This window comes from Pseudomonas sp. HB05, assembly GCF_016756915.1.
Lineage (GTDB): Bacteria > Pseudomonadota > Gammaproteobacteria > Pseudomonadales > Pseudomonadaceae > Aquipseudomonas > Aquipseudomonas alvandae.
Map to the genome: position 1 here is coordinate 1 of NZ_JAESPG010000045.1, position 22,273 is coordinate 22,273.

12 protein-coding genes are annotated in these 22,273 nt (G+C 63.6%); 2 read left to right on the top strand and 10 right to left on the bottom strand.

Annotated features, from left to right (window positions below; translation table 11 throughout):
- Positions 1 to 306 precede the first annotated feature (306 nt).
- The 6 genes from JMN22_RS25560 to nosR are packed head-to-tail and all read right to left on the bottom strand — an operon-like array spanning position 307 to position 8,067.
- Positions 307 to 834 carry a nitrous oxide reductase accessory protein NosL gene (locus JMN22_RS25560; RefSeq protein WP_202335020.1) on the bottom strand — a complete coding sequence of 176 codons (528 nt, stop codon included), beginning with the start codon at positions 832 to 834 and terminating at the stop codon, positions 307 to 309.
- A gap of 28 nt (positions 835 to 862) precedes the next feature.
- A complete protein-coding gene (locus JMN22_RS25565; protein ID WP_030138795.1) occupies positions 863 to 1,693 on the bottom strand; it encodes an ABC transporter permease in 831 nt (276 codons plus the stop codon).
- Positions 1,690 to 2,607 carry an ABC transporter ATP-binding protein gene (locus JMN22_RS25570; protein WP_202335019.1) on the bottom strand — a complete coding sequence of 306 codons (918 nt, stop codon included), beginning with the start codon at positions 2,605 to 2,607 and terminating at the stop codon, positions 1,690 to 1,692. Before JMN22_RS25570 ends, JMN22_RS25565 begins: the two co-directional genes overlap by 4 nt.
- Entirely contained in the window at positions 2,604 to 3,917 is a 1,314-nt protein-coding gene (locus JMN22_RS25575; protein WP_202335018.1) for a nitrous oxide reductase family maturation protein NosD, read from the bottom strand. Before JMN22_RS25575 ends, JMN22_RS25570 begins: the two co-directional genes overlap by 4 nt.
- A 25-nt stretch (positions 3,918 to 3,942) precedes the next feature.
- The gene (nosZ, locus tag JMN22_RS25580; protein WP_030138792.1) at positions 3,943 to 5,862 is read right to left on the bottom strand and encodes a TAT-dependent nitrous-oxide reductase; all 1,920 of its coding nucleotides are present in this window, start codon (positions 5,860 to 5,862) and stop codon (positions 3,943 to 3,945) included.
- 54 nt (positions 5,863 to 5,916) lie between these two features.
- Positions 5,917 to 8,067: a transcriptional regulator NosR gene (gene nosR / locus JMN22_RS25585; RefSeq protein WP_202335028.1), complete on the bottom strand. Its 2,151-nt coding sequence runs from the start codon at positions 8,065 to 8,067 to the stop codon at positions 5,917 to 5,919.
- A 497-nt stretch (positions 8,068 to 8,564) separates the two neighbouring features.
- On the opposite strand from nosR, the gene JMN22_RS25590 reads away from it, so the two are divergent.
- Positions 8,565 to 11,201 carry an excinuclease ABC subunit UvrA gene (locus JMN22_RS25590; protein WP_198797367.1) on the top strand — a complete coding sequence of 879 codons (2,637 nt, stop codon included), beginning with the start codon at positions 8,565 to 8,567 and terminating at the stop codon, positions 11,199 to 11,201.
- Between the two features lie 189 nt (positions 11,202 to 11,390).
- On the opposite strand, the gene hemN is transcribed toward JMN22_RS25590, so the two are convergent.
- The 3 genes from hemN to JMN22_RS25605 form a co-directional block, all read right to left on the bottom strand.
- A complete protein-coding gene (hemN, locus tag JMN22_RS25595) occupies positions 11,391 to 12,779 on the bottom strand; it encodes an oxygen-independent coproporphyrinogen III oxidase (protein ID WP_198797366.1) in 1,389 nt (462 codons plus the stop codon).
- The gene (locus JMN22_RS25600; protein ID WP_198797365.1) at positions 12,776 to 14,143 is read right to left on the bottom strand and encodes a coproporphyrinogen III oxidase; all 1,368 of its coding nucleotides are present in this window, start codon (positions 14,141 to 14,143) and stop codon (positions 12,776 to 12,778) included. The genes hemN and JMN22_RS25600 overlap by 4 nt, the downstream gene beginning before the upstream one ends.
- An 85-nt stretch (positions 14,144 to 14,228) precedes the next feature.
- Positions 14,229 to 14,672 (bottom strand): CopD family copper resistance protein, encoded by a 444-nt coding sequence (locus JMN22_RS25605; protein ID WP_198797364.1) that lies wholly within the window; start codon positions 14,670 to 14,672, stop codon positions 14,229 to 14,231.
- A gap of 389 nt (positions 14,673 to 15,061) precedes the next feature.
- Here JMN22_RS25605 and JMN22_RS25610 point away from each other — a divergent pair, with 389 nt between their 5' ends.
- Complete coding sequence (locus JMN22_RS25610; RefSeq protein WP_198797363.1) at positions 15,062 to 20,674, top strand: putative Ig domain-containing protein; 5,613 nt, start codon at positions 15,062 to 15,064, stop codon at positions 20,672 to 20,674.
- 248 nt (positions 20,675 to 20,922) lie between these two features.
- On the opposite strand, the gene JMN22_RS25615 is transcribed toward JMN22_RS25610, so the two are convergent.
- Complete coding sequence (locus JMN22_RS25615) at positions 20,923 to 22,272, bottom strand: TolC family outer membrane protein (protein WP_030138785.1); 1,350 nt, start codon at positions 22,270 to 22,272, stop codon at positions 20,923 to 20,925.
- Between the last annotated feature and the right edge of the window lies 1 nt (position 22,273).

A 22,273-nucleotide genomic window follows, 5' to 3' on the forward strand; every position in this document is an offset into this window, starting at 1 on the left:
TTATCCCCGCTGGGTTGCGCAGCGACCCCAAAAAGGCCAAGCCCAATCAACCTGACCCACCTCGGTGACTGTTCCAGGGGCTGCTGCGCAGCCCAGCGGGGATAAATCCCCTCGCCACAAGGGCTGCGTTGATACCCCTTTCTTCCAGCCACCCAATCCCCGTGGCGAGGGAGCAAGCTCCCTCGCCACGGGATCGGTGTCAGCCTGTGTACTGCAAAGCGATTGGAATACCTGTGGCGATGGGATTTAGCGAAACGTCGCACCGCCCCGCTGGGTTGCGCAGCAACCCCAAAAGGCCGAAAACGGTCAGTGGCTCATTGAGGACATCGCTCCGGCCTGCCCCAGCAGCTTCTGGTCGATGTCCTCCAGACGCAGGACCTTGCCGCCGGTATCGTGGGCGAGTTTTTGTGCCGCCTCGGGGTCGGAGAAGGAGGCCAGGACCACGCCCATGGCGCCCTTGAGTCCGGAGCCGATCACGAAGTAGGCGGTGCGGGCGTCGATCAGGTGGGCGTCGTCCGGTGCGTCCCAATGGCTGCGGCCCATGTCGTGGACATACAGCTTCACGTCGGCGCGGTGGTTTTCCGGTTGCAGCCACCAGCCAAGCATTTCCGCCGGAGAGCAGAACTTCTTCGTCCCGCCGGCACCGACCGCCGCGCCCTTGGGCCCGGGGAAATCGGTGATGACCATGCCACACACATGGCATTCATCCCCTGGATGAAAAGCCAGTCCCGCCTGGGCAGCCGGCGGCGATTGAGCCTTGTCGCAAGCCACCAGCGCCAGGCACACCAGAACCCCGGCCAGGACACGGCTCACCTTGAAATAAACCCTGTTCATCACATCCTTCCTCATCAAGACCAGAAACTCATGGGCATCGGCGATTGAACAACCGATAGGCCAGCCACAACGGCACCCCCAACCACAACCCCAGGCACAGCCACAGCAGCGGCGCTGAAACCGGCAAATCGCTGCCCAGCGTCAACACGCCGGCCCCACTGGAAGCGGCGTCGAACCCCGACACATTGATCAGTCGATACACATCAGTCGGGTTCAACAGCAACAGCCAAGGCAACAGCTCCGGACTGAACCGGCCCTCGCTCAGCACCAGCAACGCCAGCAGCGCCAGGTCGAACACCAGCACGAAGAAAAACCACACGCCCAGCGCCAGCCCCGCCGCGGTGGATTTTTCCGCCGACAGGCAACTCAGCACATAGGCCAACCCGAGGAACACCCAACCGAGCAGCGTGCTGGACAGCATGAAGCGACCGAAGGCCCAGAGCAGCAGGCTCAGCTCGACGTCATCCACCAGCACGGCAATGGCCAGCATCGCGCAGCCAAAGCCAATCAGGGTCGCCAGGGCCAGGATCAGCCCATGGCCGACAAACTTGCCCAACAACAGCTGCCCGCGGCCCAGCGGATACGTCAGCAACAGCAGCAACGTGCCGCTTTCGTCCTCACCGACAATCGCGTCATAGGCCAGCAGCAAGGCAATCAACGGCATCAGGAACGTCGCCAGGCTGGCCAGGCTCGCCACCGTCGCCGGCACCGAGGTGAAGCCCAATTGGCCGGACGCCGCCGCGCCGAGCCAGGCGATGCCGATCGCCAGAACCGCGAACAACAAGCTGATCGCCAACAACCATCGGTTGCGCAGGCCGTCGCTGAGTTCCTTGCGGGCCATGTTCCAGATCGGGTTCATTGGCCGGCCTCCTCGGTCGCCGCGCGGGTCATGTAGTGGCGGTACAAATCTTCCAGCGAGGGAGGCTTGATCTCCACGTCCGTCGGGTCGTCCTGGGCCAGCAACTGGCGCAGCAACACCAACTTGCTGCCATCCGGCGCGGACACCTGCACGCCTTCGGCGCCCCAGCCCTGGGTGACGTGCCCTTCGCTGCGCCAGTGCTGGCGCAACCAGTCGGCCCGGGACAGGCCCGACGCGCGGATCAGCGTCGGCAGCTCCGCGTCCTCGCGCAATTGCGCCAGGCTGCCCAGGGCCAGCAGCCGCCCTCGGGTGAGGATCGCGGCGCGGTTGATGTGCGCCTCCACACCCGGCAAGACGTGGGAGCAGAGAATGATGCTGGTGCCCTGCCAGCGCAGGCGATCAAGCAATTGATAGAGATCCTGGGTGGCGATGGGGTCCAGGCCCACGGTCGGCTCATCCAACAGCAGCAGGCGCGGCTGGCCGAGCAAGGCCTGGGCCAGCCCGAGGCGCTGGCGCATGCCTTTGGAATAGGTGCGCACCCGCCGTCGTGCCGCGCCCGCCAGCCCCACCTCCTCCAGCAAGCGCTCGACCTGCGTAGGCGCCGCGCCCTTGAGCCGGGCGAAATGCTGCAAGGTTTCCAGCCCGCTCAACTGCGGATAGAACATGACGTTCTCCGGCAGATAGCCAAGCATCCGCCGCACATTCGGGTCGCTGGGCTCGCGGCCGAAGACCCGCACCTGCCCCGAGCTGGCCTGCAGCAAACCGAGAATCAGCTTCATGGTGGTGGTCTTGCCCGCGCCGTTGTGCCCGAACAGCCCGAGCACTTCGCCCTGGGCCAGGGTCAAGTCAAGCCCGTGCAGCACGGCGACGTCGCCATAACGCTGGCTGACGCCTTCGATTTCGACGACGTTCAAGACGCGTCCTCCTGGGCAACGTTGCGTTGAAGAGATTGTATGGGCGCTTGCATCAGCGGGTGGCTGTCCATCACGCCTGGGGATTTCATCACCGGGAAGGCCCGCTGCACCCAGCGCAGCAGTTCGACGCCCGGGCTGTTCATCAGCAAGCGCACCTGGGGATACAGCCACAGCAGCCGGTCGACGTTATCGTTGGGTTCATAGGCAACATCACCGAGACCGTCGCTGTTGCGGTCCCAGCCCAGGTAATCGCTCCAGTAATTGCCGCGCCCGTCCGCCGACCATTCCTGCAGCCGCGTGGCGACATATTTGACCTGGCGCTGGTTATGGACGAAGGCATTGCCGGCGATGCAGTTGTCCTCCGAGCCGGCGGTGAGGTGGATGCCCACGGCGCTGCGCTCGAAATGATTGCCTTCGATGCGGTTGAACAGCGAGTTGTAGATGAACAGCGCCTTGCCTTCGGCGCCGGTGATCATGGTGTCGCCGGTGGACCCGTCGCGCACGTCCGTGACGAAGTTGTCGCGCAAGGTCGAATAGGTGATGTAGTTCATCAGGATCCCGTAGTTCTGGTCCTGTTCGGAGCGGTTGCCGATCACCGTCAATTGACGGCTTTGCATCAGCGCGTAGCCGGTGCGGGTGCGCCGGGTGATGTTGCCCAGCAGTTGGTTGTCGTTGGCGAACATGTAATGCACGCCGTAGCGCAAATCCTCCAGGGTGTTGCCCTGCAGCAGATTGCCGTTGGACGTGTCGATGTAGATGCCGTCGCGGGTGTCGCGGATCTGGTTGCCGATGACCCGCGCGCCATGCACCGCGTACAGGTGAATGCCATTGCCACGGTCCTGGGAGCGCAGGCCCGGGTCGCCCTGGATGCGGTTGTCGATGAGGCTGACGTCCCGCGTGCCATCGACCCAGATGCCGAAGCCCTGGCCCTGCATGCGGTTCGCCCGCACCACCGCGCCTTGCCCTGCAGGCTGGATGAACACGGCGGCGTTCATGGCCGTCAGGTCATGGCCCCAGTCCAGGAAGGTGCAGCCTTGGACCTGGACGTTCGGCGCCCGGATCACCAGGCCGTTGCCCTCGCCCTGCCCCTGGAATACCGCGTCCGGCGCACACGTGAGCGTCATGGCTTGATCGATGCTGAACGAGCCACGGTATTCACCGGCCGGAAGACGCCATTGCTGGTCGCCCTCGGCCTGCAATGGCAAGTCCATGATCGACTGCGGCGCGCTGGACGCGCCGCCCGACAACAGACAGAACATCAGCGCAATGACCGTTCGATGAGCGTTTGCATGCGACATGTTCCCGGTCATTGCACCTGCCTCCTCGATGAATGACTCAGGCTTTTTCAACCAGCATGCGCCCGACCATTTCCATGTGCAGCGCATGACAGAACCAGCTGCAGTAGTACCAATGCAGGCCTGGCTTGTCGGCCATGAAGGTGATGGAAGAGGTTTGCTGCGGGCTGATCTCCATGCTCGCGCCGTGGTTGGTCATGACAAAACCGTGGGACACGTCCTCGATCTGGTCGATGTTGGTGATCGTTACCGTCACCTCGTTGCCCTGCTTGACGGTGAACTCCGTCAGGCCGTAGGCCGGCGCCATGGAGGTCATGTAGACCCGCACCTTGTTGCCGTCGCGGATGACCTTGTTGTCAGTCTCCAGGTTGATGCCGTCCTTCTTCGCCCGGGCCACGGTTTCGGCGAAGAACGGGTCGTTGCGGTTCCAGATCTTCTGGGTCTTGATCTGGTCGCGCCGCGCGAGGATGCAGTCGTGGGGCTCGGCGAAGGCCGGGCCGTCGTGGACCAGTTTCATTTCGTCGCCGGAGATGTCGATCAGTTGGTCGTTCTCAGGGTGCAGCGGCCCGGTGGGCAGGAAGCGGTCCTTGGAGAATTTGCACAACACCACCAGCCACTTGCCGTCCGCATCGCTGGTTTCGGTCAGGGACGCATGGTTGTGCCCGGGCTGGTACTGCACGTCGAGTTTCTGCTTGATGTAATTGACCTTCTCGCCCTTGTAGGCGCGGATGGCCTCGTCCATGTTCCATTTCACCACCTGGCTGTCGATGAACAGCGTGGTATAGGCATTGCCGCGTCCGTCGAAGGTCGTGTGCAGCGGCCCCAGGCCAAGTTCCGGCTCGGCGACAATGACTTCGCGCGGGTCTTTGTAGCGGTCGTTGAACAAGTCATCCAGGCGGTCGATGGCGATCATCGAGACGGTCGGCGAGAGCTTGCCGTTGGCGATGAAGTATTTGCCGTCAGGCGAAGTGTTGAGACCGTGGGGGTTCTTCGGCACGGGGATGTAGCGGGTGAACTCGCTGTCCTTGCCATCGACTTTACGGCCGTCCACCACCGGCACCTTGGAACCGTCCAGGTTGATGAACTTGCCGGCCTTGATCGCCGCCTCGATGCGCGGGATGTTGAACACCACGACCCAGTCGCGCTCGTTGCGCATCATGCCGCCCAGGTCGTAGGCCTTCTCCGAGTTATAGCAGGTGCTGGCGGCGTATTTGCCGGTGTAGTCGGCGTCCGAGTTGTCCAGGTTGCCGTCGACGATGACCTGGAAGGCCATCTCCATTTTCTCGGCATCGATGGCGTTGAACATCGTGAAGCTGTTCTTGTCCTGCAGGTCGAAGGTGTGACCGTCGTTGGGGTGCGGAATGACGAACTCGGCGTTGGCGAACACGTACTTGGTGTACGGCACCTTTTGCAGGCGCAGGCCGTGGATCGCTTGCACGTTGGGCACGGTGAGGATCTTGTCGCACTTCATGATGTCGAGGCGAATGCGCGCGACCCGCGAGTTGGCCTTGTCGTTGATGAACAGGTATTTGCCGTCGTACTTGCCGTCGGTCATGGAGATGTGCGGGTGATGGCAATCGCCGTTCTGGTACTTGGCGCTGTCACCGAGGATGTGCTTGCTCTCGTTGGTCAGGCCCCAGCCGGTCGCCGAATCGACGTTGAACACCGGGATGCGCATCAGCTCGCGCATCGATGGCACGCCGAGCACCCTCACCTCGCCTTGGTGGCCGCCGCTCCAGAAACCGTAGTATTCGTCGAGCTCGCCGGGGCCGACGTGGATCTTCGACTTGGCCTCCTTGGCCGCTGCCGCCCAGGATTCGCGGGTGAATGTACCGGCCCCCAGTGCGGTGGCGCCCGCCAACACGGCGCCAGTGACCGCGCCAGTGCCGAGGAATGTCCGCCGGCTGACGCCCCTGGGCTCTTCCACTGCGTCAGGCGTCGGGATTTTTTTATCGCTCATGCTGTGTGTGCTCCGTGAAGAATGAAAGGGTCGAGGCCAGGTCTTGCGCGCCTTTCAAGGCGTCGGCTCCACCTGCACCACCGGGATTCGTTGCGGGTCGGCCGGGTTTGCCTTGCCACGTTTCTTGCGCTTGTTGATCAAGGGCGGGCATTTGTTTTCGTTGTGCCAGGTCATCTGGCAGTCGAGGCAGTAGTGGCATTCGTTGGCGTTGATCCGGCCGTCGGGGTGGATCGCCTGGATCTCGCATTCCTTGGCGCACAGTTGGCACGGGTTACCGCACTCCTTGCGGCGCTTGAGCCAGTCGAACAGGCGCAGCCGGGTTGGCATCGCCAGCGCGGCGCCGAGTGGGCAGACGTAGCGGCAATAGACTTTGCGGGTGAACAGGTTGATCAGCAGCAGCCCCGCCGCGTAGGCGACGAACCACCACTGGCGATCGAACTTGAGGGTAATGGCGGTCTTGAACGGCTCCACTTCGGCCAGTCGCTCGGCGGTGGCCATCGACTCCAGCGAGACGCCGAACAGCACCAGCAAAATGATGTACTTGATTGCCCACAGGCGCTCATGAACGGCGAACGGCAGTTCGTATTGCGGCACCTTGAGCTTGCGCGCCAGCTCGTTGATCAATTCCTGCAACGCGCCGAACGGGCACAGCCAGCCACAGAACACCCCGCGCCCCCAGAGCAGGATGCTGGCGGCGGTGAACACCCAGAGGATGAAGATCAGCGGATCGGTGAGGAACAGTTCCCAGCGGAAACCTTCGAACAGCGCGTGGACGAAGGTCAGTACGTTGACCACCGACAACTGCGCCAGCGCGACGCCGCCGAGGAACACCACGGTGAACACCAGGTAACCGCGACGCACCCAATGCAGCAACGTTGGACGCCGGGCCAGGGAGTCCTGGAAAAACAGGATCGCCGTCAGCACCAGCAACGCGGCGCCGAGCACGCTGATCTCGACGCTTTTCTGGTACCAGAGGGTCAGCCACATCGGTCGGCTGGCCTCTTCGGCCGCCGCCAGTTGCTCGGCCGTCGGCAATGGCCGCTCCAGATAAGGCTCGGGCAGTTGGTAGCCGAGTTCGAAACTGCTGAAGGTACCGCTGACCGGCCCGGTCTGGCGCCGCACCAGCAGTTCCAGGCTCCACGGCGCGCCGGGGTCGAAACGGTGGGCGGCGCGAATGATGAAGATCGCCATCTCGTCGAAGTCCGGCATGTCGGCGGCAGCGACGTCATCCAGGCGTTGGAAATCCAGGTCGCGGAAACTGATGGTGTCGCCGGACTGGCGCAATTGCACCCGGTCGAAAATCCCCCCGCGCACGTAGCCCGAGCCCTTGAACGAATAGCGGCCGCTGCCCATCACCGCGATCGCCTGCTCGCCTGGCTTGAGCTCGGCCATCAGCGTGCGGTACTGCGTCTCGCCCAGCAGATTGCGGCCGATGGTGGGTGGGTTGAGGTGGGTGACGTAGAGGTCGATGAAGGTGTCGTTCACCTGCTCGCCACTGGCGGTTTCGACGTGTTCGGCTTCGGTGCCTTTGAACGAGGCGTCGACCTGGCCACGGGTCAGGTGCAGGCGCCGCACCGCGCCGTTGCCCACCAGGGTGGTCCAATCGGCGGGCTGGTAGAAATCGTCCCGCACGCGGGCCGGCGCCACGGCCAATCCGGCATCGCCCTTGACCAGGCCCAGGGACACGGCGACGTCGTGGGCGGCGCGCATGATGACTTCGTTGACCACCATGGCCGTCACGGTGGCGCCGGCGATCGCATCGACCGTCACCGCATTCGGGTCGCTGGAATGCCCCACCACCACGCGCTGGTTGACCTTGATGCCGCTGTAGCGTGCGCTGAAGGCGTGGAGTTTTTCTTCGGCGATGCCGATCAGCAGGATCGGTTCGTGGTGTTCCAGCACGTAGGCGTCGAGGATCACACCGGCGGGATCGAGGACCACCTGGACGTTTATCGGTTTGCCTGAATAGGCCGGGATGTTTACCACATCCAGGCTTTGGAACACGTAGCCTACGACCTTGCCGGCGGCGGAGAGCTTGCGAACCTTGAAAGGGCCTTCGGGTTCGGAAGTCGAATCGACCTGGCCCAGGACGTGATGGATGCGTTGTTGCTCGATTTCACCGTAGTCCTTGGCCTGGGCAATGCCGGCAAGTATCAGCAGTAGAAGGAACAGCCCGGGAAACCAGGAACGGGATGGGTGCAGCATCGCTAAGGGACGGGTCATGAGCGCCAGGGCTTGAAGACAGGATCTTGGCGACCATTCTGCGGCTCGCCCCTACCCTCGGCCCTTGATTGAAATCAACTTGGCGGAAAACCAGCTGCGGCGGTTTTACACAGCCAACTGTGGCAGTCTTGTGTTCCAAGCCGATCGAAACATTTGTGGCGAGGGGATTTATCCCCGCTGGGCTGCGCAGCAGCCCCATAAGCAACGACTTTGACCTTACTGGCACACCGAGTTGTTTGGTTTGGGGCCGCTGCGCAGCCCAGCGGGGATAAATCCCCTCGCCACAAGACCGGTTTCCCTGCGCGACAGCGCAGCGTCAACGACGCGGCGGGGACTCCTCGCCACGAAAGCGGTTCGGCGCAGACAGCAGGAATTCTTTTCGCACCCAAACGGTCGAACCCGGTCGCATAATGATCAGCGCTGTGCTGCAGTCCGCTCCTCACCGCGCGTAACGCACCGACCCTCACAAGGAATCCCCGATGCCTCCACGCTTCACCCCTGCTTCCGCCGCTGGCACCGGTTTCGTCCGGGTGCGTGGCGCCCGCGAGCACAATCTCAAGAACGTCGATGTCGACATCCCTCGCGATGCCCTGGTGGTGTTCACCGGCGTGTCGGGGTCCGGCAAATCCTCGCTGGCCTTCTCCACCCTTTACGCCGAAGCCCAGCGTCGCTACTTCGAGTCGGTCGCGCCTTACGCGCGGCGGCTGATCGACCAGGTGGGCGTGCCGGACGTGGACGGCATCGAAGGCCTGCCGCCGGCCGTCGCCTTGCAGCAGCAACGCGGCACGCCGAGCGCGCGGTCCTCGGTGGGCAGCGTCACCACGTTGTCGAGCCTGATCCGCATGCTCTACTCCCGCGCCGGCAGTTACCCGGCGGACCAGCCGATGCTCTATGCCGAGGACTTCTCGCCCAACACGCCCCAGGGCGCCTGCCCGGCGTGCCATGGTTTGGGCCGAGTCCACGAAGTGACCGAAGCCACCATGGTGCCCGACCCTTCGCTGACCATCCGCGAACGCGCCGTGGCCGCCTGGCCCATGGCGTGGCAAGGCCAGAACCTGCGGGACATCCTGGTGACCCTTGGCTATGACGTCGACATTCCCTGGCGCGACCTGCCGAAGAAACAACGCGACTGGATCCTCTTCACCGAAGAGACTCCCACTGTCCCGGTGTACGCCGGGCTCACCCCGGCCCAGACCCGCGAAGCCCTCAAGCGCAAGCTCGAACCCAGCTACCAAGGCACCTTCAGCGGCGCCCGGCGCTACCTGCTGCACACTTTCATGCATTCGCAAAGCGCGCAGATGCGCAAGCGCGTGGCCCAATACATGCGCGCCAGCCCCTGCCCCGCCTGCGACGGCAAGCGCCTCAAGCGCGAGGCGCTGACCGTTACCTTCGCCGGGCTGGACATCGCCGAGTTGTCCAACCTGTCGTTGCTGGAATTGGCCGAAGTGCTCAAGGCCGTCGCTGCGCCCGACTATCTGGAGCAACCCGAAGAGCCGGGCGATGTGCTCACCCACCGCCAGACCCGCGAAGCCCGCGAGCAACGCGCAGCCAGGGGCGACAACCCGCACGCCGGCGGGCCTGACGCGCGCCACACGCCCAACCTGTCCCTGGAAAAACGCCTGGCCGCCCAGCGCATTGCCGCCGAACTGCTCGAACGCATCGTCACGCTGATCGACCTCGGCCTCGGCTACCTGGCCCTGGAGCGCAGCACGCCGACACTGTCCTCCGGCGAACTGCAACGCCTGCGCCTGGCGACCCAGCTCAATTCCCAGCTGTTCGGCGTGATCTACGTGCTGGACGAACCCTCCGCCGGTTTGCACCCGGCCGACAGCGAAGCCCTCTTCGGCGCCCTGCAACGCCTGAAGGCGGCGGGCAATTCGGTGTTCGTGGTCGAGCACGACCTGGACACCATGCGCCGCGCCGACTGGCTCATCGATGTCGGCCCCGACGCGGGCGAGCAAGGTGGCAAGATTCTCTACAGCGGTCCGCCCGAAGGCCTGGGGCAAGTGGCCGAGTCCAAGACCCGCGCCTACCTGTTTGCCGAAGAACAGGTCACCGCGCGAACCCCACGCAAACCCGAGGATTGGCTGCGCCTGGAAGGCATCACCCGCAACAACCTCGACAACCTCAGCGCGGCGTTTCCCCTGGGCTGCTTCACGGCGGTAACCGGCATTTCCGGCTCGGGCAAATCGAGCCTGGTCAGCCAGGCCTTGCTGGATCTGGTTGGCGCGCACCTGGGCCAGCCCAGCACCACCGTCGAGGCCGAAGAACAAAGCCTGGAAGACGAACCGGTGCAGGCCAGTGGTGGCCAAGTCACCGCCGGGCTCGAAGGGATAAAACGCCTGGTCCAGGTCGACCAGAAACCCATCGGCCGCACGCCGCGCTCCAACCTCGCCACCTACACCGGACTGTTCGACCACGTGCGCAAGCTCTTCGCCGCAACCGAACAGGCCCAGGCCTTGGGATACGACGCCGGGCGATTTTCCTTCAACGTCGCCAAGGGCCGTTGCGAAACCTGCGAAGGCGAAGGCTTCGTCAGTGTGGAGTTGCTGTTCATGCCCAGCGTCTATGCCCCCTGCCCGACCTGCCACGGCGCCCGCTACAACCCGCAGACCCTGGAAGTGCGTTGGGAAGGCCTGGACATCGCCCAGGTGCTGCAACTGACAGTGAACCAAGCCCTGGAAGTCTTCGCCGAACAAGCGGCAGCCCGGCGTTCGCTACAGGTGCTGCAGGACATCGGCCTGGGCTACCTGCGCCTCGGCCAACCGGCCACCGAACTGTCCGGCGGCGAGGCCCAGCGGATCAAGCTGGCGACGGAACTGCAACGCAAGGCCCGGGGCGCGACGCTGTACGTGCTGGACGAGCCCACCAACGGCCTGCATCCCCAGGACGTCGATCGTTTGCTGGTGCAACTGAATCGCCTGGTGGACGAAGGCCATACCGTGGTCGTGGTGGAACATGACATGCGGGTGGTGGCGCAGAGCGACTGGATCATCGACATCGGCCCGGGGGCTGGGACGCAGGGTGGGAAGGTCGTGGTGAGCGGTGTGCCGCAGGTGGTGGCAGCTTGCAAGGAGAGCCGTACGGCACCGTTTCTGAAAAACGCCCTGCGCTGAACCGTTCGAACGGAAAACAGAACCCCTGTGGCGAGGGGATTTATCCCCGCTGGGTTGCGAAGCAGCCCTAAAACCTGACACCTCGGTATGTCTGTTAGGTAGTGCTCGCTGCTTTGGGACTGCTTCGCAGCCCAGCGGGGATAAATCCCCTCGCCACAAGAGCAGTCCACCACACTTGCAGCCAAGGCTTCAAACCGTACGCGAATACTGCACCGTCTGTCCCCCCGCCAGGTACGCGTCGAAGGCCATCGCCACGTTACGCATCATCAGTTGCCCTTGGGGCAGCAACACCAGCGAGTCGGCACGAATGTCCAGCAGCCCATCACCCACCAGTTCCTGAAGCTTATCCAGCGCCTCGCCGAAGTAATCGGCAAAACGAATGCCGTGTGCGGCCTCGATCCGGCCGAAATCGATCTGGCCGTGGCACATCAGCTCGCTGATCACTTCGCGGCGCAAGCGGTCATCATCGCTCAGGCGGTAACCGCGCTGGACCGGCAACAAGCCCTGGTCCAGGCGCGCGTAATACTGGGAAAGCTCCTTGACGTTCTGGTTGTAGCTGTCACCGACCTTGCCGATCGAGGACACGCCCAGGCCGATCAAATCGCAATCGGCGTGGGTGGAATAGCCCTGGAAATTACGTTGCAACGTACCCTCGGCACGGGCGCGCACCAGTTCGTCGTCCGGCAGCGCGAAGTGGTCCATGCCGATGTACACGTAGCCGGCCTCGGTCAGGCGATTGATGGTCAGTTCCAGCAACTCCAGCTTGCGCTCCGGTGGCGGCATGTCCTCGGGGCGGATCATCCGTTGCGCCCTCACCCGCTGCGGCAGGTGCGCGTAGCTGTACGCCGCGATCCGGTCGGGACGCAGGGCGATGATCTTGTCCAGGGTGACGTCGAAACTGGCGATGGTCTGCAACGGCAGGCCATAGATCAGATCGACGCTGACCGACTTGAACCGTGCCCGCCGCGCGGCCGCCACCAGTTCGGCGACTTGCGCTTCGCTTTGTATGCGATTGACGGCGGCTTGCACCTGCGCGTCGAAATCCTGGATACCGAAGCTCAGGCGATTGAACCCCAACTGACGCAAGCCTTGGACCTGCTCGGCGTCGATCGTGCGCGGGTCGACTTCGATGGAAAATTCGTGGGCGTCGCTGTCATCCATGTCGAACGACTGGTGCAGGCAGTCCATCAGGTCAGCCAGTTGCTCATGGGTCAGGTAGGTGGGTGTGCCGCCGCCCAGGTGCAGTTGGGTCAACTTGCGGGAGCGGTCGAACAAGCTGGCCTGCAAGGCAATTTCGCGCTTGAGGTAGGTCAGGTACTCGGCGGCGCGGTGGGTCTTGCGGGTGATGATCTTGTTGCAGGCGCAGTAATAACAAAGGCTCTGGCAGAACGGGATGTGGATGTACACCGACAGCGGCTTGGGCACCGGGGCCTGGTTGCTGCGCTGGGCGGCCTGGCGATATTCGTCCATGGCGAACGCCGGGTGAAACTGTGGCGCGGTGGGATACGACGTGTAGCGCGGCCCTGGACGATCGTATTTTTCGACCAGGGCGCGATTGAAAGCGGAGGCAGCGTTCATGAAGGGTTCAACTTCTCAAAAGAGTTATGGCCTGCGTTATCCAGTGCGGGGTCGAACAGGTTGCAGATCGCGTCCACGCTCAGGCGCCCGGCGGGCAGGATGCCGATGAAACGGCTCGACAGCTCGATCAATCCCTGAGCGTGCAACTGCTCCAACTGTGGCCAGATGACCGCGAAATGTTCGCGAAACACCAGGCCGAAACGCGACTCGACGGCGGGAATATCCAGCTCCAGGTCGCAGGACAACTGTTCGGTGACGGTCGCTCGGATCTGGTCCTGCGCCTCGCAGCGCCAACCACGACACACCGGCAACTGCCCGGCGTCGAGCTGCTGGCAGTACCGCAGCAGGTCATCGGTGTTCTGCACATAAAGCTGTTCGATCTGGGTGATGGCCGCCAAGCCGAGGCCGACGTGGTCACAGCAACCATGCCGGGTAAATCCCTGGCAGTTGCGATGCAGTCGGCCGTGCTCCTGGGCCACGGCCAGGTCGTCGTCAGCCCGGACAAACTGACCCAGGCCGATGTAGTGATAACCCGCCGCGACCAGCTGTTCGCAGCAAGCGCGACGCATCGCGTCTTTGTCGGCCTCGCTGCAAAAGGCCCCGGCGCCTCCGGCGTTCTTCGAACGATAGCGATAAGGCGCGCGGGCGTAGTCGAAAACGTGCAGGCGATCCGGCTCCAACTCGATCAAGGTCGCCAGTTTCTGGGCGAAACTCCGGGGCGTCTGCCAAGCGTGGCCGTAGCCTAGGTCAATGTTGATGGAGCGAAAACCAAAGGTCCGCGCCGCATCGATCAGCGAATGGATCGGCGCCGGGTTCTGGTAGCAATCGACCGACAGCTCGCTGTCGACACCGATGTCGGGCACGCCGATGCTGACATGGGTGAAGCCTTGGTCGCGGATCAGGCCCATGGTCGACCAGTCGGTATGGTGCAGGTCGACCTCGATGCTGTGGTCGCCGCTTTCGCAGAAATCGAAGCGTTTGCGCAGGTCGCTCATCAACCGTTGCAGATGGGTAATCACCGGGGTTCCACCGGTCAGGCAAAACTGCTCGACCCGTCGCCCGCTGCCGAGGTGGCAGGCGACCAGGCCCAGTTCGTAGGTCAGGCGTTGCAGGTAGCCGTCGATTTCGCCGCACTGGCACACGCTGGCCAGGGGCGAGCAGGAGGCCAGCCGCAAGCGCGATGGCAGGTGCACCGTCAGCGACAGCGGACGGCGTTTCTGCCGGCTGGCGCGCAAGCCCCTGAGCAAGTCGAGCGAGCCGATGCCGCCGTGGAACTTGCGTGTACCGACCGGACAATCGAAGTCCGCCACCGCAGGGGGTCGCCCGGAGGGACGGTCACCGGGGGAATGGAACAGGTCGAACATGACAATCTCCGAGTGGCTCGCACGGCAACAGTGTCGGGCTTATCCCGTGTGGGCGCCTTGACCTGTATCAAGCGTCCCGCAGCGACTACCAGCTCAGGTAGAACATGCCCTTGGCCAGCAGCACGATCGCGACCATGTGCAGGAACACGCTGGTATGAATGAACTGGACGTAGCGCGCATTCATGCGACCGCTTCGAAACAACCACATGGCCCAGAGAAAATGCCCCAATACGCTGGCGGCGAGCAGGATCTTGAGCCCCAGCAACACACCGAACGACGATTGCAGCGGCGCCGCCAGCACCGGCCGATAACGCAGCCAGACCATGGCGATGCCCGCGCCAAACAACACCAGCAACACCCACGGCATCAACTGCCGGGCACGCCGGCTGATGCCCTGCTCCAGCAGCGCCATCACTTTGTTGGGCAACTGCTTGCGGATGTTTTCCAGGAACAACACCTCGAAAAACACCGTGCCGATGAAGATCAGCGCGGCGAACAGGTGCAGTGTGAGAAACAGCGGATAAGTCATGGCAGCCCTTTTTCGGCGGGGCGAATGGTTGATTCGAGGGTATCGCGCAGGCGTTGTGGTGGGGTTGATGCCAATCAAGGAAAGGCCACGCCACCGGAGTACCTCGTGTGGGAGCGGGCTTGCTCGCGAAAGCGGCAGTTCAAGCGACATCGATGTGGCTGACATACCGTCTTCGCGAGCAAGCCCGCTCCCACAGGGTTCGATGTTTAGTCCGAAAAAGCGTCAAGGAAATGTTACACATCTGAAATTCCGCGTAACCGTTTATCAGTTTTTTGACACTTCCCCGATACGCGGTCACAACTTTTTCACTCCGTTGGGTCATAACACCGTGGTCGCCGATGGAATATTGGCATCCAACGAGGTTTTTAGCCTGATACGGAGATAAGTCCATGATTTTCAACGTACAAGATTTTGGCGCCAAAGGAGATGGCGTTACTGACGACACGGCGGCCATTCAAAGTGCGATCGATGCGGCGGCAGCCGCGGGCGGTGGGCAGGTCTACATGCCCACCGGCACCTACATCGTTTCGGGGGGCGAGGAACCGTCCGATGGCTGCTTGATGCTCAAGAGCAACGTCTACCTGTACGGCGACGGCATGGGCGACACCACGGTCAAGCTGGCCGATGGTTCCGACACCAAGATCACCGGCATCATCCGTTCGGCCTATGGCGAGGAAACCCACGATTTCGGTGTCAGCAACCTCACCATCGACGGCAACCGCGACGCCACCACCGGCAAGGTGGATGGCTGGTTCAACGGCTACATCCCCGGCGAAGAAGGCTACGACTCCAACGTCACCCTCGACAGCGTCGAGATCAAGGATTGCTCCGGGTACGGTTTCGACCCCCACGAGCAGACCGTCAACATGGTCATCAAGAACAGCGTCTCCCACGGCAACGGCCTCGATGGTTTCGTCGCCGACTTCCTCAGCGACAGCACCTTCGAAAACAACGTCGCCTACGACAACGACCGCCACGGTTTCAACGTCGTCACCAGCACCCACGATTTCACCCTGACCAATAACGTTGCCTACGGCAACGGTGGCAACGGCATCGTGGTGCAGCGCGGCAGCGAAGACATCCCCTCGCCCAGCAACATCACCATCACCGGCGGCGAGGTGTACGGCAACGGCGCCGAAGGGGTGCTGGTCAAGCTCTCCAGTGAAGTGACCGTCACCGGCGTCGACATCCACGACAATACCAGCGCCGGCATCCGCATCTACGGCAGCAACCACGTCGACATCATCGACAACACGCTCAACAACAACGCCCTGGGCAGCGCGGTGCCGGAGATCATCATCCAGTCCTACGACGATACCCTCGGCGTGTCCGGCAAATACTTCAACGGCAGCGACAACCTGATCCAGGGCAACGTGATCAGCGGCAGCAACCTGTCCACCTACGGCGTCGCCGAGCGCAACGAAGACGGCACCGATCGCAACGCGATCATTGCCAACACCATCAGCCACACCAGCAAGGGCGCGACGCTGGTCTACGGTGACGGCAGCTACGTCAGCGCCACGGTGCCGATGACCACCGTGCAAGGCACGGCGGGCAACGACATTCTCACCGGCACCAGCGCCAGCGAAATCTTCTACGGCGCGGCCGGCAACGACACCATCAATGCCGCAGCCGGGGCCGATATTCTGGTGGGCGGCGCGGGGGTCGACAAACTGACCGGCGGAACCGGTGCCGATACGTTCCGCTTCGCCAGCCAGTCCGACAGTTATCGCAACGCCACGACCAGTTTCGACGACACCATCACCGACTTCGACGTGACGCAGGACAAGATCGACCTCGCCGGCCTCGGCTTCACCGGCCTGGGCAATGGCCGGGGCGGCACCCTGCAAATCAGCTACAGCGCCAGCAACGACCGCACCTACATCAAGGACTTCGACGCCGATGCCAGCGGTAATCGCTTCGAGCTGATTCTGTCGGGCAACCTGGCAAGCACCCTGACGGCCAGCAATTTCATCTTCAACCGGGTCATCACCGGCACCGCCGGCAGCGATTCGTTGCTGGGCAGCGACGCGGCCGACACCCTGCTCGGCCTGGCGGGCAATGACAGCCTCAGCGGTGGCGCGGGCGACGACAAGCTCGACGGCGGCGCCGGCATGGACACCCTCACGGGCGGCGCCGGGGCCGATACCTTCGTGTTCTCCAACCGCCTGGACAGCTACCGCAACTACAACACCGGCGGCGCCAACCTCGGTGACCTGATCACCGACTTCGACATCGCCGCCGACAAGATCGACCTTTCCGCCATGGGCTTCACCGGCCTGGGCGACGGCAAGAACAACACCGTCTACCTGGTGCTCAACAGCGCCGGCACCAAGACCTACATCAAGTCGCTGGAGGCGGATGCCAATGGCAACCGATTCGAGGTGGCGCTGGACGGCAACTACCTCGACAAACTGACCAACGCCAACTTCGTCTTCGCCACGTCTTCACCGGTCAACCAGGCCCCCGTGGTGGCGACGCCGCTGCTGGACCAGAACGCCACCGAAAAGACCCCCTTCAGCTACGTGGTGCCGGCCACCGCCTTCACCGACCCGGATAACGACAGCCTCAGCTACACCGCCAAGCTGGCCGATGGCAGCGCCCTGCCGAGCTGGCTGACGTTCAACGCCGCCACGCGCACGTTCAGCGGCACCCCACCGGACACCGCGTCGGGCACCTACTCGATCCAGGTCACCGCGACCGATGGCAGCAACGCGACGGTCAGCGACAGCTTTACCCTGGCCGTGCAGGACGTACCCACTTCCGTGATCATCAACGGCACGCCGAACAACGACACCTTGACCGGCACCACGGCCAACGAGCAGCTCTTCGGTGGCGCCGGCAACGACACGCTCAACGGCGCCGCCGGCAACGACATCCTGGTGGGCGGCACCGGCGTCGACAAACTCACCGGCGGCGCGGGCGCCGACGTGTTCCGCTACACCTCCAAGCTCGACAGCTACCGCACCGGTTCCACCAGCGCCAGCGACCAGATCCTCGATTTCGACGTGGCCGCCGACAAGATCGATGTCGCCGCGCTTGGCTATACGGGCCTGGGCAACGGGCTCAACGGCACCCTGCAGGTCACGTACAGTTCGTCGACCAACCGCACCTACCTCAAGGACCTCACGGTCGATGCCAACGGCAACCGCTTCGAAATCTCGATGGCGGGCAACTTCGTCAGCAGCCTGACGGCCAATCACTTCGTTTTCGCCGACCAGAACACCCCGACCAACGTGGCGCCGGTGGTGGTCATCCCGCTGCTGGACCAGAACGCCAGTGAAAGCACGCCGTTCAAATACACCGTGGCGAGCAACAGCTTCAGCGACGCCAACCAGGATGTGCTGACCTACACCGCGACCCTCGCCAACGGCAGCGCCCTGCCCTCGTGGCTGACATTCAACGCCACCAACCTGACCTTCAGCGGTACCCCAACCAACACCGCCGCCGGCAACTACGACGTGCTGGTCAAGGCCACCGACCCTTCGGGCGCATCGGTGAGTGATAGCTTTGCCCTGACCGTGGCCGACTCCCCCGCCAACACCATCACCGGCACCGCCAATGCCGAAACCCTCAACGGCACGGCCGGCGCCGATTTGATCCTCGGCCTGGGCGGCAGCGACACCATCAAGGCCGGCACGGGGGCGGACATCATCGACGGCGGCGCCGGGCGCGACTCGTTGTATGGCGGCGACGGTGCCGACACGTTCCGCTACAGCAACCTGTCCGACAGCTACCGCGACTACGACACCGGAGGCGTCACGGCCACGGACACGATCTACGATTTCACCGTCGGCGTGGACAAGATCGACGTGTCCGCGCTGGGCTTCACCGGCCTTGGCGATGGCAGCAACGGCACGCTCTACATGACCCTGAACGCCGCCGGCGACAAGACCTACGTCAAATCGAGCGAGGCCGACGCCGATGGCAATCGCTTCGAGATCGCGCTGAGCGGCAACTACCTAAACACCCTCACCGCCAGTGATTTCGTCTTCGGCGAACGCGCCCAGCAGGACATCCTCTACCTGCCGACACTCGGCCAATCCAACGCACGCCTGCTGCGCATGACAGAAGACGACGATCAATCCGGCACCTCGATGCTGGTCAACGACCTGGACAAGTACACCACCTATGACGTGCGCAGCCAGTTCACCGATGCCGACGGCAACGGGATCGACATCGCGGTGGGTGGCAGCACGGTCAACGGCTTGTCGACCTTGGGCGCCGAGGAGCTGAAGTTGTGCTGGTGGCTGACCGACACCAACCAACCCGGGCCAGCGTTATTGCGGGCCGTGACGTTGCTGCGCGACCAACTCACCGAACTGAAGGCCATCGACAACGTGACCATGGGCATCATCTGGGGCCAGGGCGAGGAAGCCGCCCAGGAAATCGCCCGGGCCACGGACAAGGCAGCGGCCGCGGCGGCCTATAAGGCGGCGACGTTGAAGGTCTTCGATTACTTGCACGCCCAGTTCGGCAATTTCACCGTGTACATGATGGAGACCGGTCACTACGAGCAGGACGCGGCACGGGCCCGTGGCTATTCCGAAGACAAGATCGCCGCCATCGTCGACGGTGTCGGCTATGTCCGCGCCACCCAGGAAGCCATCGCCGCCGAGCGCGCCGACGTCAAGTTGGCCGTGGACTACACCGACCTGCCCTTGCGCTACGAAGTCGACCCGCTGGTGTATCCCGACGACGTCTGGCACTTGCACGAGGAGTCGGCGGAAATCGTCGGCCAGCGCTTGGCGGACTACATCGCCGATGACCTCGGTTTCCACGGCAATCCCAACGACAACAACAGCGTGCAGGACATTTTCGACGGTGCGCAGAACGAGGGCGGGAAAATCTTCGGTACCGACCAGGACGATACGCTGGTGGGCAGCGCCGGCAACGACACGCTGGACGGTGACTTGGGCGCCGACACCTTGACCGGTGGCGATGGCAACGACATCTACATCGTCGACAACGCGTTCGACAGCGTGGTGGAAACCAACACTTCGACCTCGCAGATCGATACGGTGCAGGCGTCGGTGAGTTGGACCCTGGGCGCCAACCTGGAAAACCTGGTGCTGACCGGCGTATCGGACATCGACGGCACCGGCAACGAGCGGCGCAACTTCATCACCGGCAACGTTGCCAACAACGTGCTCGATGGCGCTGCGGGGGCCGACAGCATGAGCGGTGGCGATGGTAACGACACGTACTACGTCGACAACGCCAGCGATACGGTGATCGAGACCAGCGGCAATCCGGTGTCCGGCGGCAAGGACAGCGTCCACAGCAGCCTGGCGGCCTACACCTTGGGCAACAACGTCGAGAACCTGTACATCGACAGCGCCGGCGCCGCCAACGGGACCGGTAACGCACTGGACAACACGCTGTTCGCCGGTGCCGGCGACAACATCCTCGACGGACGCGATGGCAACGACACGGTGTCGTTCGAGCGGGCCCTGGCCGGGGTGACCGTGAATCTGTCGACGTCTGCGCAGCAGAACACCGTGGGTTCTGGGCTGGACACTTTGAAGTTCATCGAGAACCTGACGGGCAGTGCCTACGCTGACACGCTGTCGGGTAACAGCGCCGGGAACATCCTCAACGGAGGCGCGGGCAACGACACCTTGGTCGGCGGCTCGGGCGATGACCGGCTGATTGGCGGCGCGGGCACCGATAACCTCACGGGGGGCACGGGCGCGGACACCTATGCGTTTGGCGCGCTGTCGGACATGGGCGTCGGCGCGGCGCGGGACGTGATCAACGGGTTCAAGACCACGGAGCTGGATAAACTCGATCTCACCGGCCTGGACGCCAACCCGCTGACCGCCACCCACGATGCGTTCACTTTCATCGGCAGCAACGCCTTCGACACCACCAACGCCACCGGCCAGTTGCGGTTTGTCGACGGCATCCTCTACGGCAGTACCAACGCCGACGCCACCGCCGAGTTCGAACTCGCCCTGGTGGGCGTCAAGGAGCTGCATGCCAGTGACTTTACTGCCTGATTGAGCTTTTGAGGCTGCTTCGCAGCCAACGGGAGCAAGCTCCCTCGCCACGGTGGGTCAAGCCGCCCGCAATCTGTGGCGAGGGAGCTTGCTCCCGCTGGGCTGCGCAGTAGACCCAAAAAGACCTATCGGAATCAGCCTGACACACCGCAGTGATTGGTTTGGGGGCTGCTTCGCAGCCCAGCGGGGCGGTGCGACGCTTCGCTAAATCCCCTCGCCACAAGGGCATTGCACCATCGGCCAAGATTTCAGAACAAACTTTGCACCTGTTCCAGCACCGCGCGGTTCATCTGGCCCGTGTGGGTGTGCAGGCTCACGTAGCTTTGCAGCATGTCCAGCTTGGTGCTGAGCAAATCCCGGCGGGCCTGGAAGAGTCGTTGCTGGGCATCGAGGATGTCGACGGTCGAACGCACGCCGCCCTGGAAACCCTTTTCGGTAGAGGTCAGCGCCCGCTGGTTGGACTCCACCGCCCGTTGCATGGCCTTGCTCTTGGCGAACCCCGCCACCACGCCCAGGTAATCGGTCTCGATGGACTCGGCCAATTGCTGACGCTGCACGTCGTAGTCGGACTGGGCGCCGGCCAGTTGCGCCTCGGCCTTGGCCACCGAAGCGCGCACCGCGCCGCCGCGATACAGCGGAATGTCCAGCTGCACCCCAACGTAGTACGAGTCCTGGCGCGGATCGAGTTCCTGGTACTGGCGGGTTTCCCGGCGGGTCAACTGCGTGGTCAGCGACAGCGTCGGATAGTGCCCGGCGCGCTGGCTGTCGGCCTGGGCCTCGGCGACTTTCACGGCCGCCAACCGCGCCGCCAATTCAGGGCTGGCTTCACGGGCGATCGCCGTCCAGTACGGCAAATCCTGCTCCGGCGGGATAGGCGTGCCGGCGGGCAACTCTTCGCGCATCGGCTGGATGTCGTCGATGGGCACGCTCGCCCGCCCGGACAGCGCCCGCAACGCCGCCACGCGACGGGCCTGGGCTTCGGTTTCCTGGGCCTCCACCAGATCGAGCCGGGCCTGGGCTTCGTCGATGTCGGTGATCGCCCCTTGGCCGCCCTCATAGAGCTTTTTGCTCTGGACGACCAAGCCACGGATCGCGGCTTTTTGCTGGGCGATCAGCTTGAGTTCGTTCTCGGCACGGGCGACATCGAAATAGCCCTTGGCGACGCGATCGAACAAGGCCTGGCCGGCGACATCGAACTGTTGACTGCCCAGCGCGCCACGCGCCTTCCCTTCTTGATAAGCCGCCCAGCGCCCCTTGTCATAGAGCGGCTGTTGCGCCGCCAGCGTCACGCTGTTCGCCTGGTAGTCGTTGCTGTTGACATAGCTGCGGTCGTCACCGCCATCGGTACGCCCGCCATACCCATAGCGCGACGACAGCGACACCTGCGGATAAAGCCCACCCCGACCAATCGCCTCTTCCTGGCGCGACGCATCGAAGGCATGGGTCGCGGTTTGCAAGGTCGGGTCGTTGAGGCGCGAAGCGTCATAGGCGGCCGTCAGGCTCAGCCCGCCCTCGGCCGCCCAGGCCGGGCCGATCACCGCCCAACTGGTGCACAAGCTCAACAGCACACGGACGCCGTAACGGCAACGGTCGGTCATG

Bases quoted from the DNA above. Each gene is read 5' to 3' on its own strand.
- JMN22_RS25560 (WP_202335020.1), bottom strand. From the start codon at position 834: ATGAACAGGGTTTATTTCAAGGTGAGCCGTGTCCTGGCCGGGGTTCTG.
- JMN22_RS25565 (WP_030138795.1), bottom strand. From the start codon at position 1,693: ATGAACCCGATCTGGAACATGGCCCGCAAGGAACTCAGCGACGGCCTG.
- JMN22_RS25575 (WP_202335018.1), bottom strand. From the start codon at position 3,917: ATGACCGGGAACATGTCGCATGCAAACGCTCATCGAACGGTCATTGCG.
- nosZ (WP_030138792.1), bottom strand. From the start codon at position 5,862: ATGAGCGATAAAAAAATCCCGACGCCTGACGCAGTGGAAGAGCCCAGG.
- nosR (WP_202335028.1), bottom strand. From the start codon at position 8,067: ATGCTGCACCCATCCCGTTCCTGGTTTCCCGGGCTGTTCCTTCTACTG.
- JMN22_RS25590 (WP_198797367.1), top strand. From the start codon at position 8,565: ATGCCTCCACGCTTCACCCCTGCTTCCGCCGCTGGCACCGGTTTCGTC.
- hemN (WP_198797366.1), bottom strand. From the start codon at position 12,779: ATGAACGCTGCCTCCGCTTTCAATCGCGCCCTGGTCGAAAAATACGAT.
- JMN22_RS25600 (WP_198797365.1), bottom strand. From the start codon at position 14,143: ATGTTCGACCTGTTCCATTCCCCCGGTGACCGTCCCTCCGGGCGACCC.
- JMN22_RS25605 (WP_198797364.1), bottom strand. From the start codon at position 14,672: ATGACTTATCCGCTGTTTCTCACACTGCACCTGTTCGCCGCGCTGATC.
- JMN22_RS25610 (WP_198797363.1), top strand. From the start codon at position 15,062: ATGATTTTCAACGTACAAGATTTTGGCGCCAAAGGAGATGGCGTTACT.
- JMN22_RS25615 (WP_030138785.1), bottom strand. From the start codon at position 22,272: ATGACCGACCGTTGCCGTTACGGCGTCCGTGTGCTGTTGAGCTTGTGC.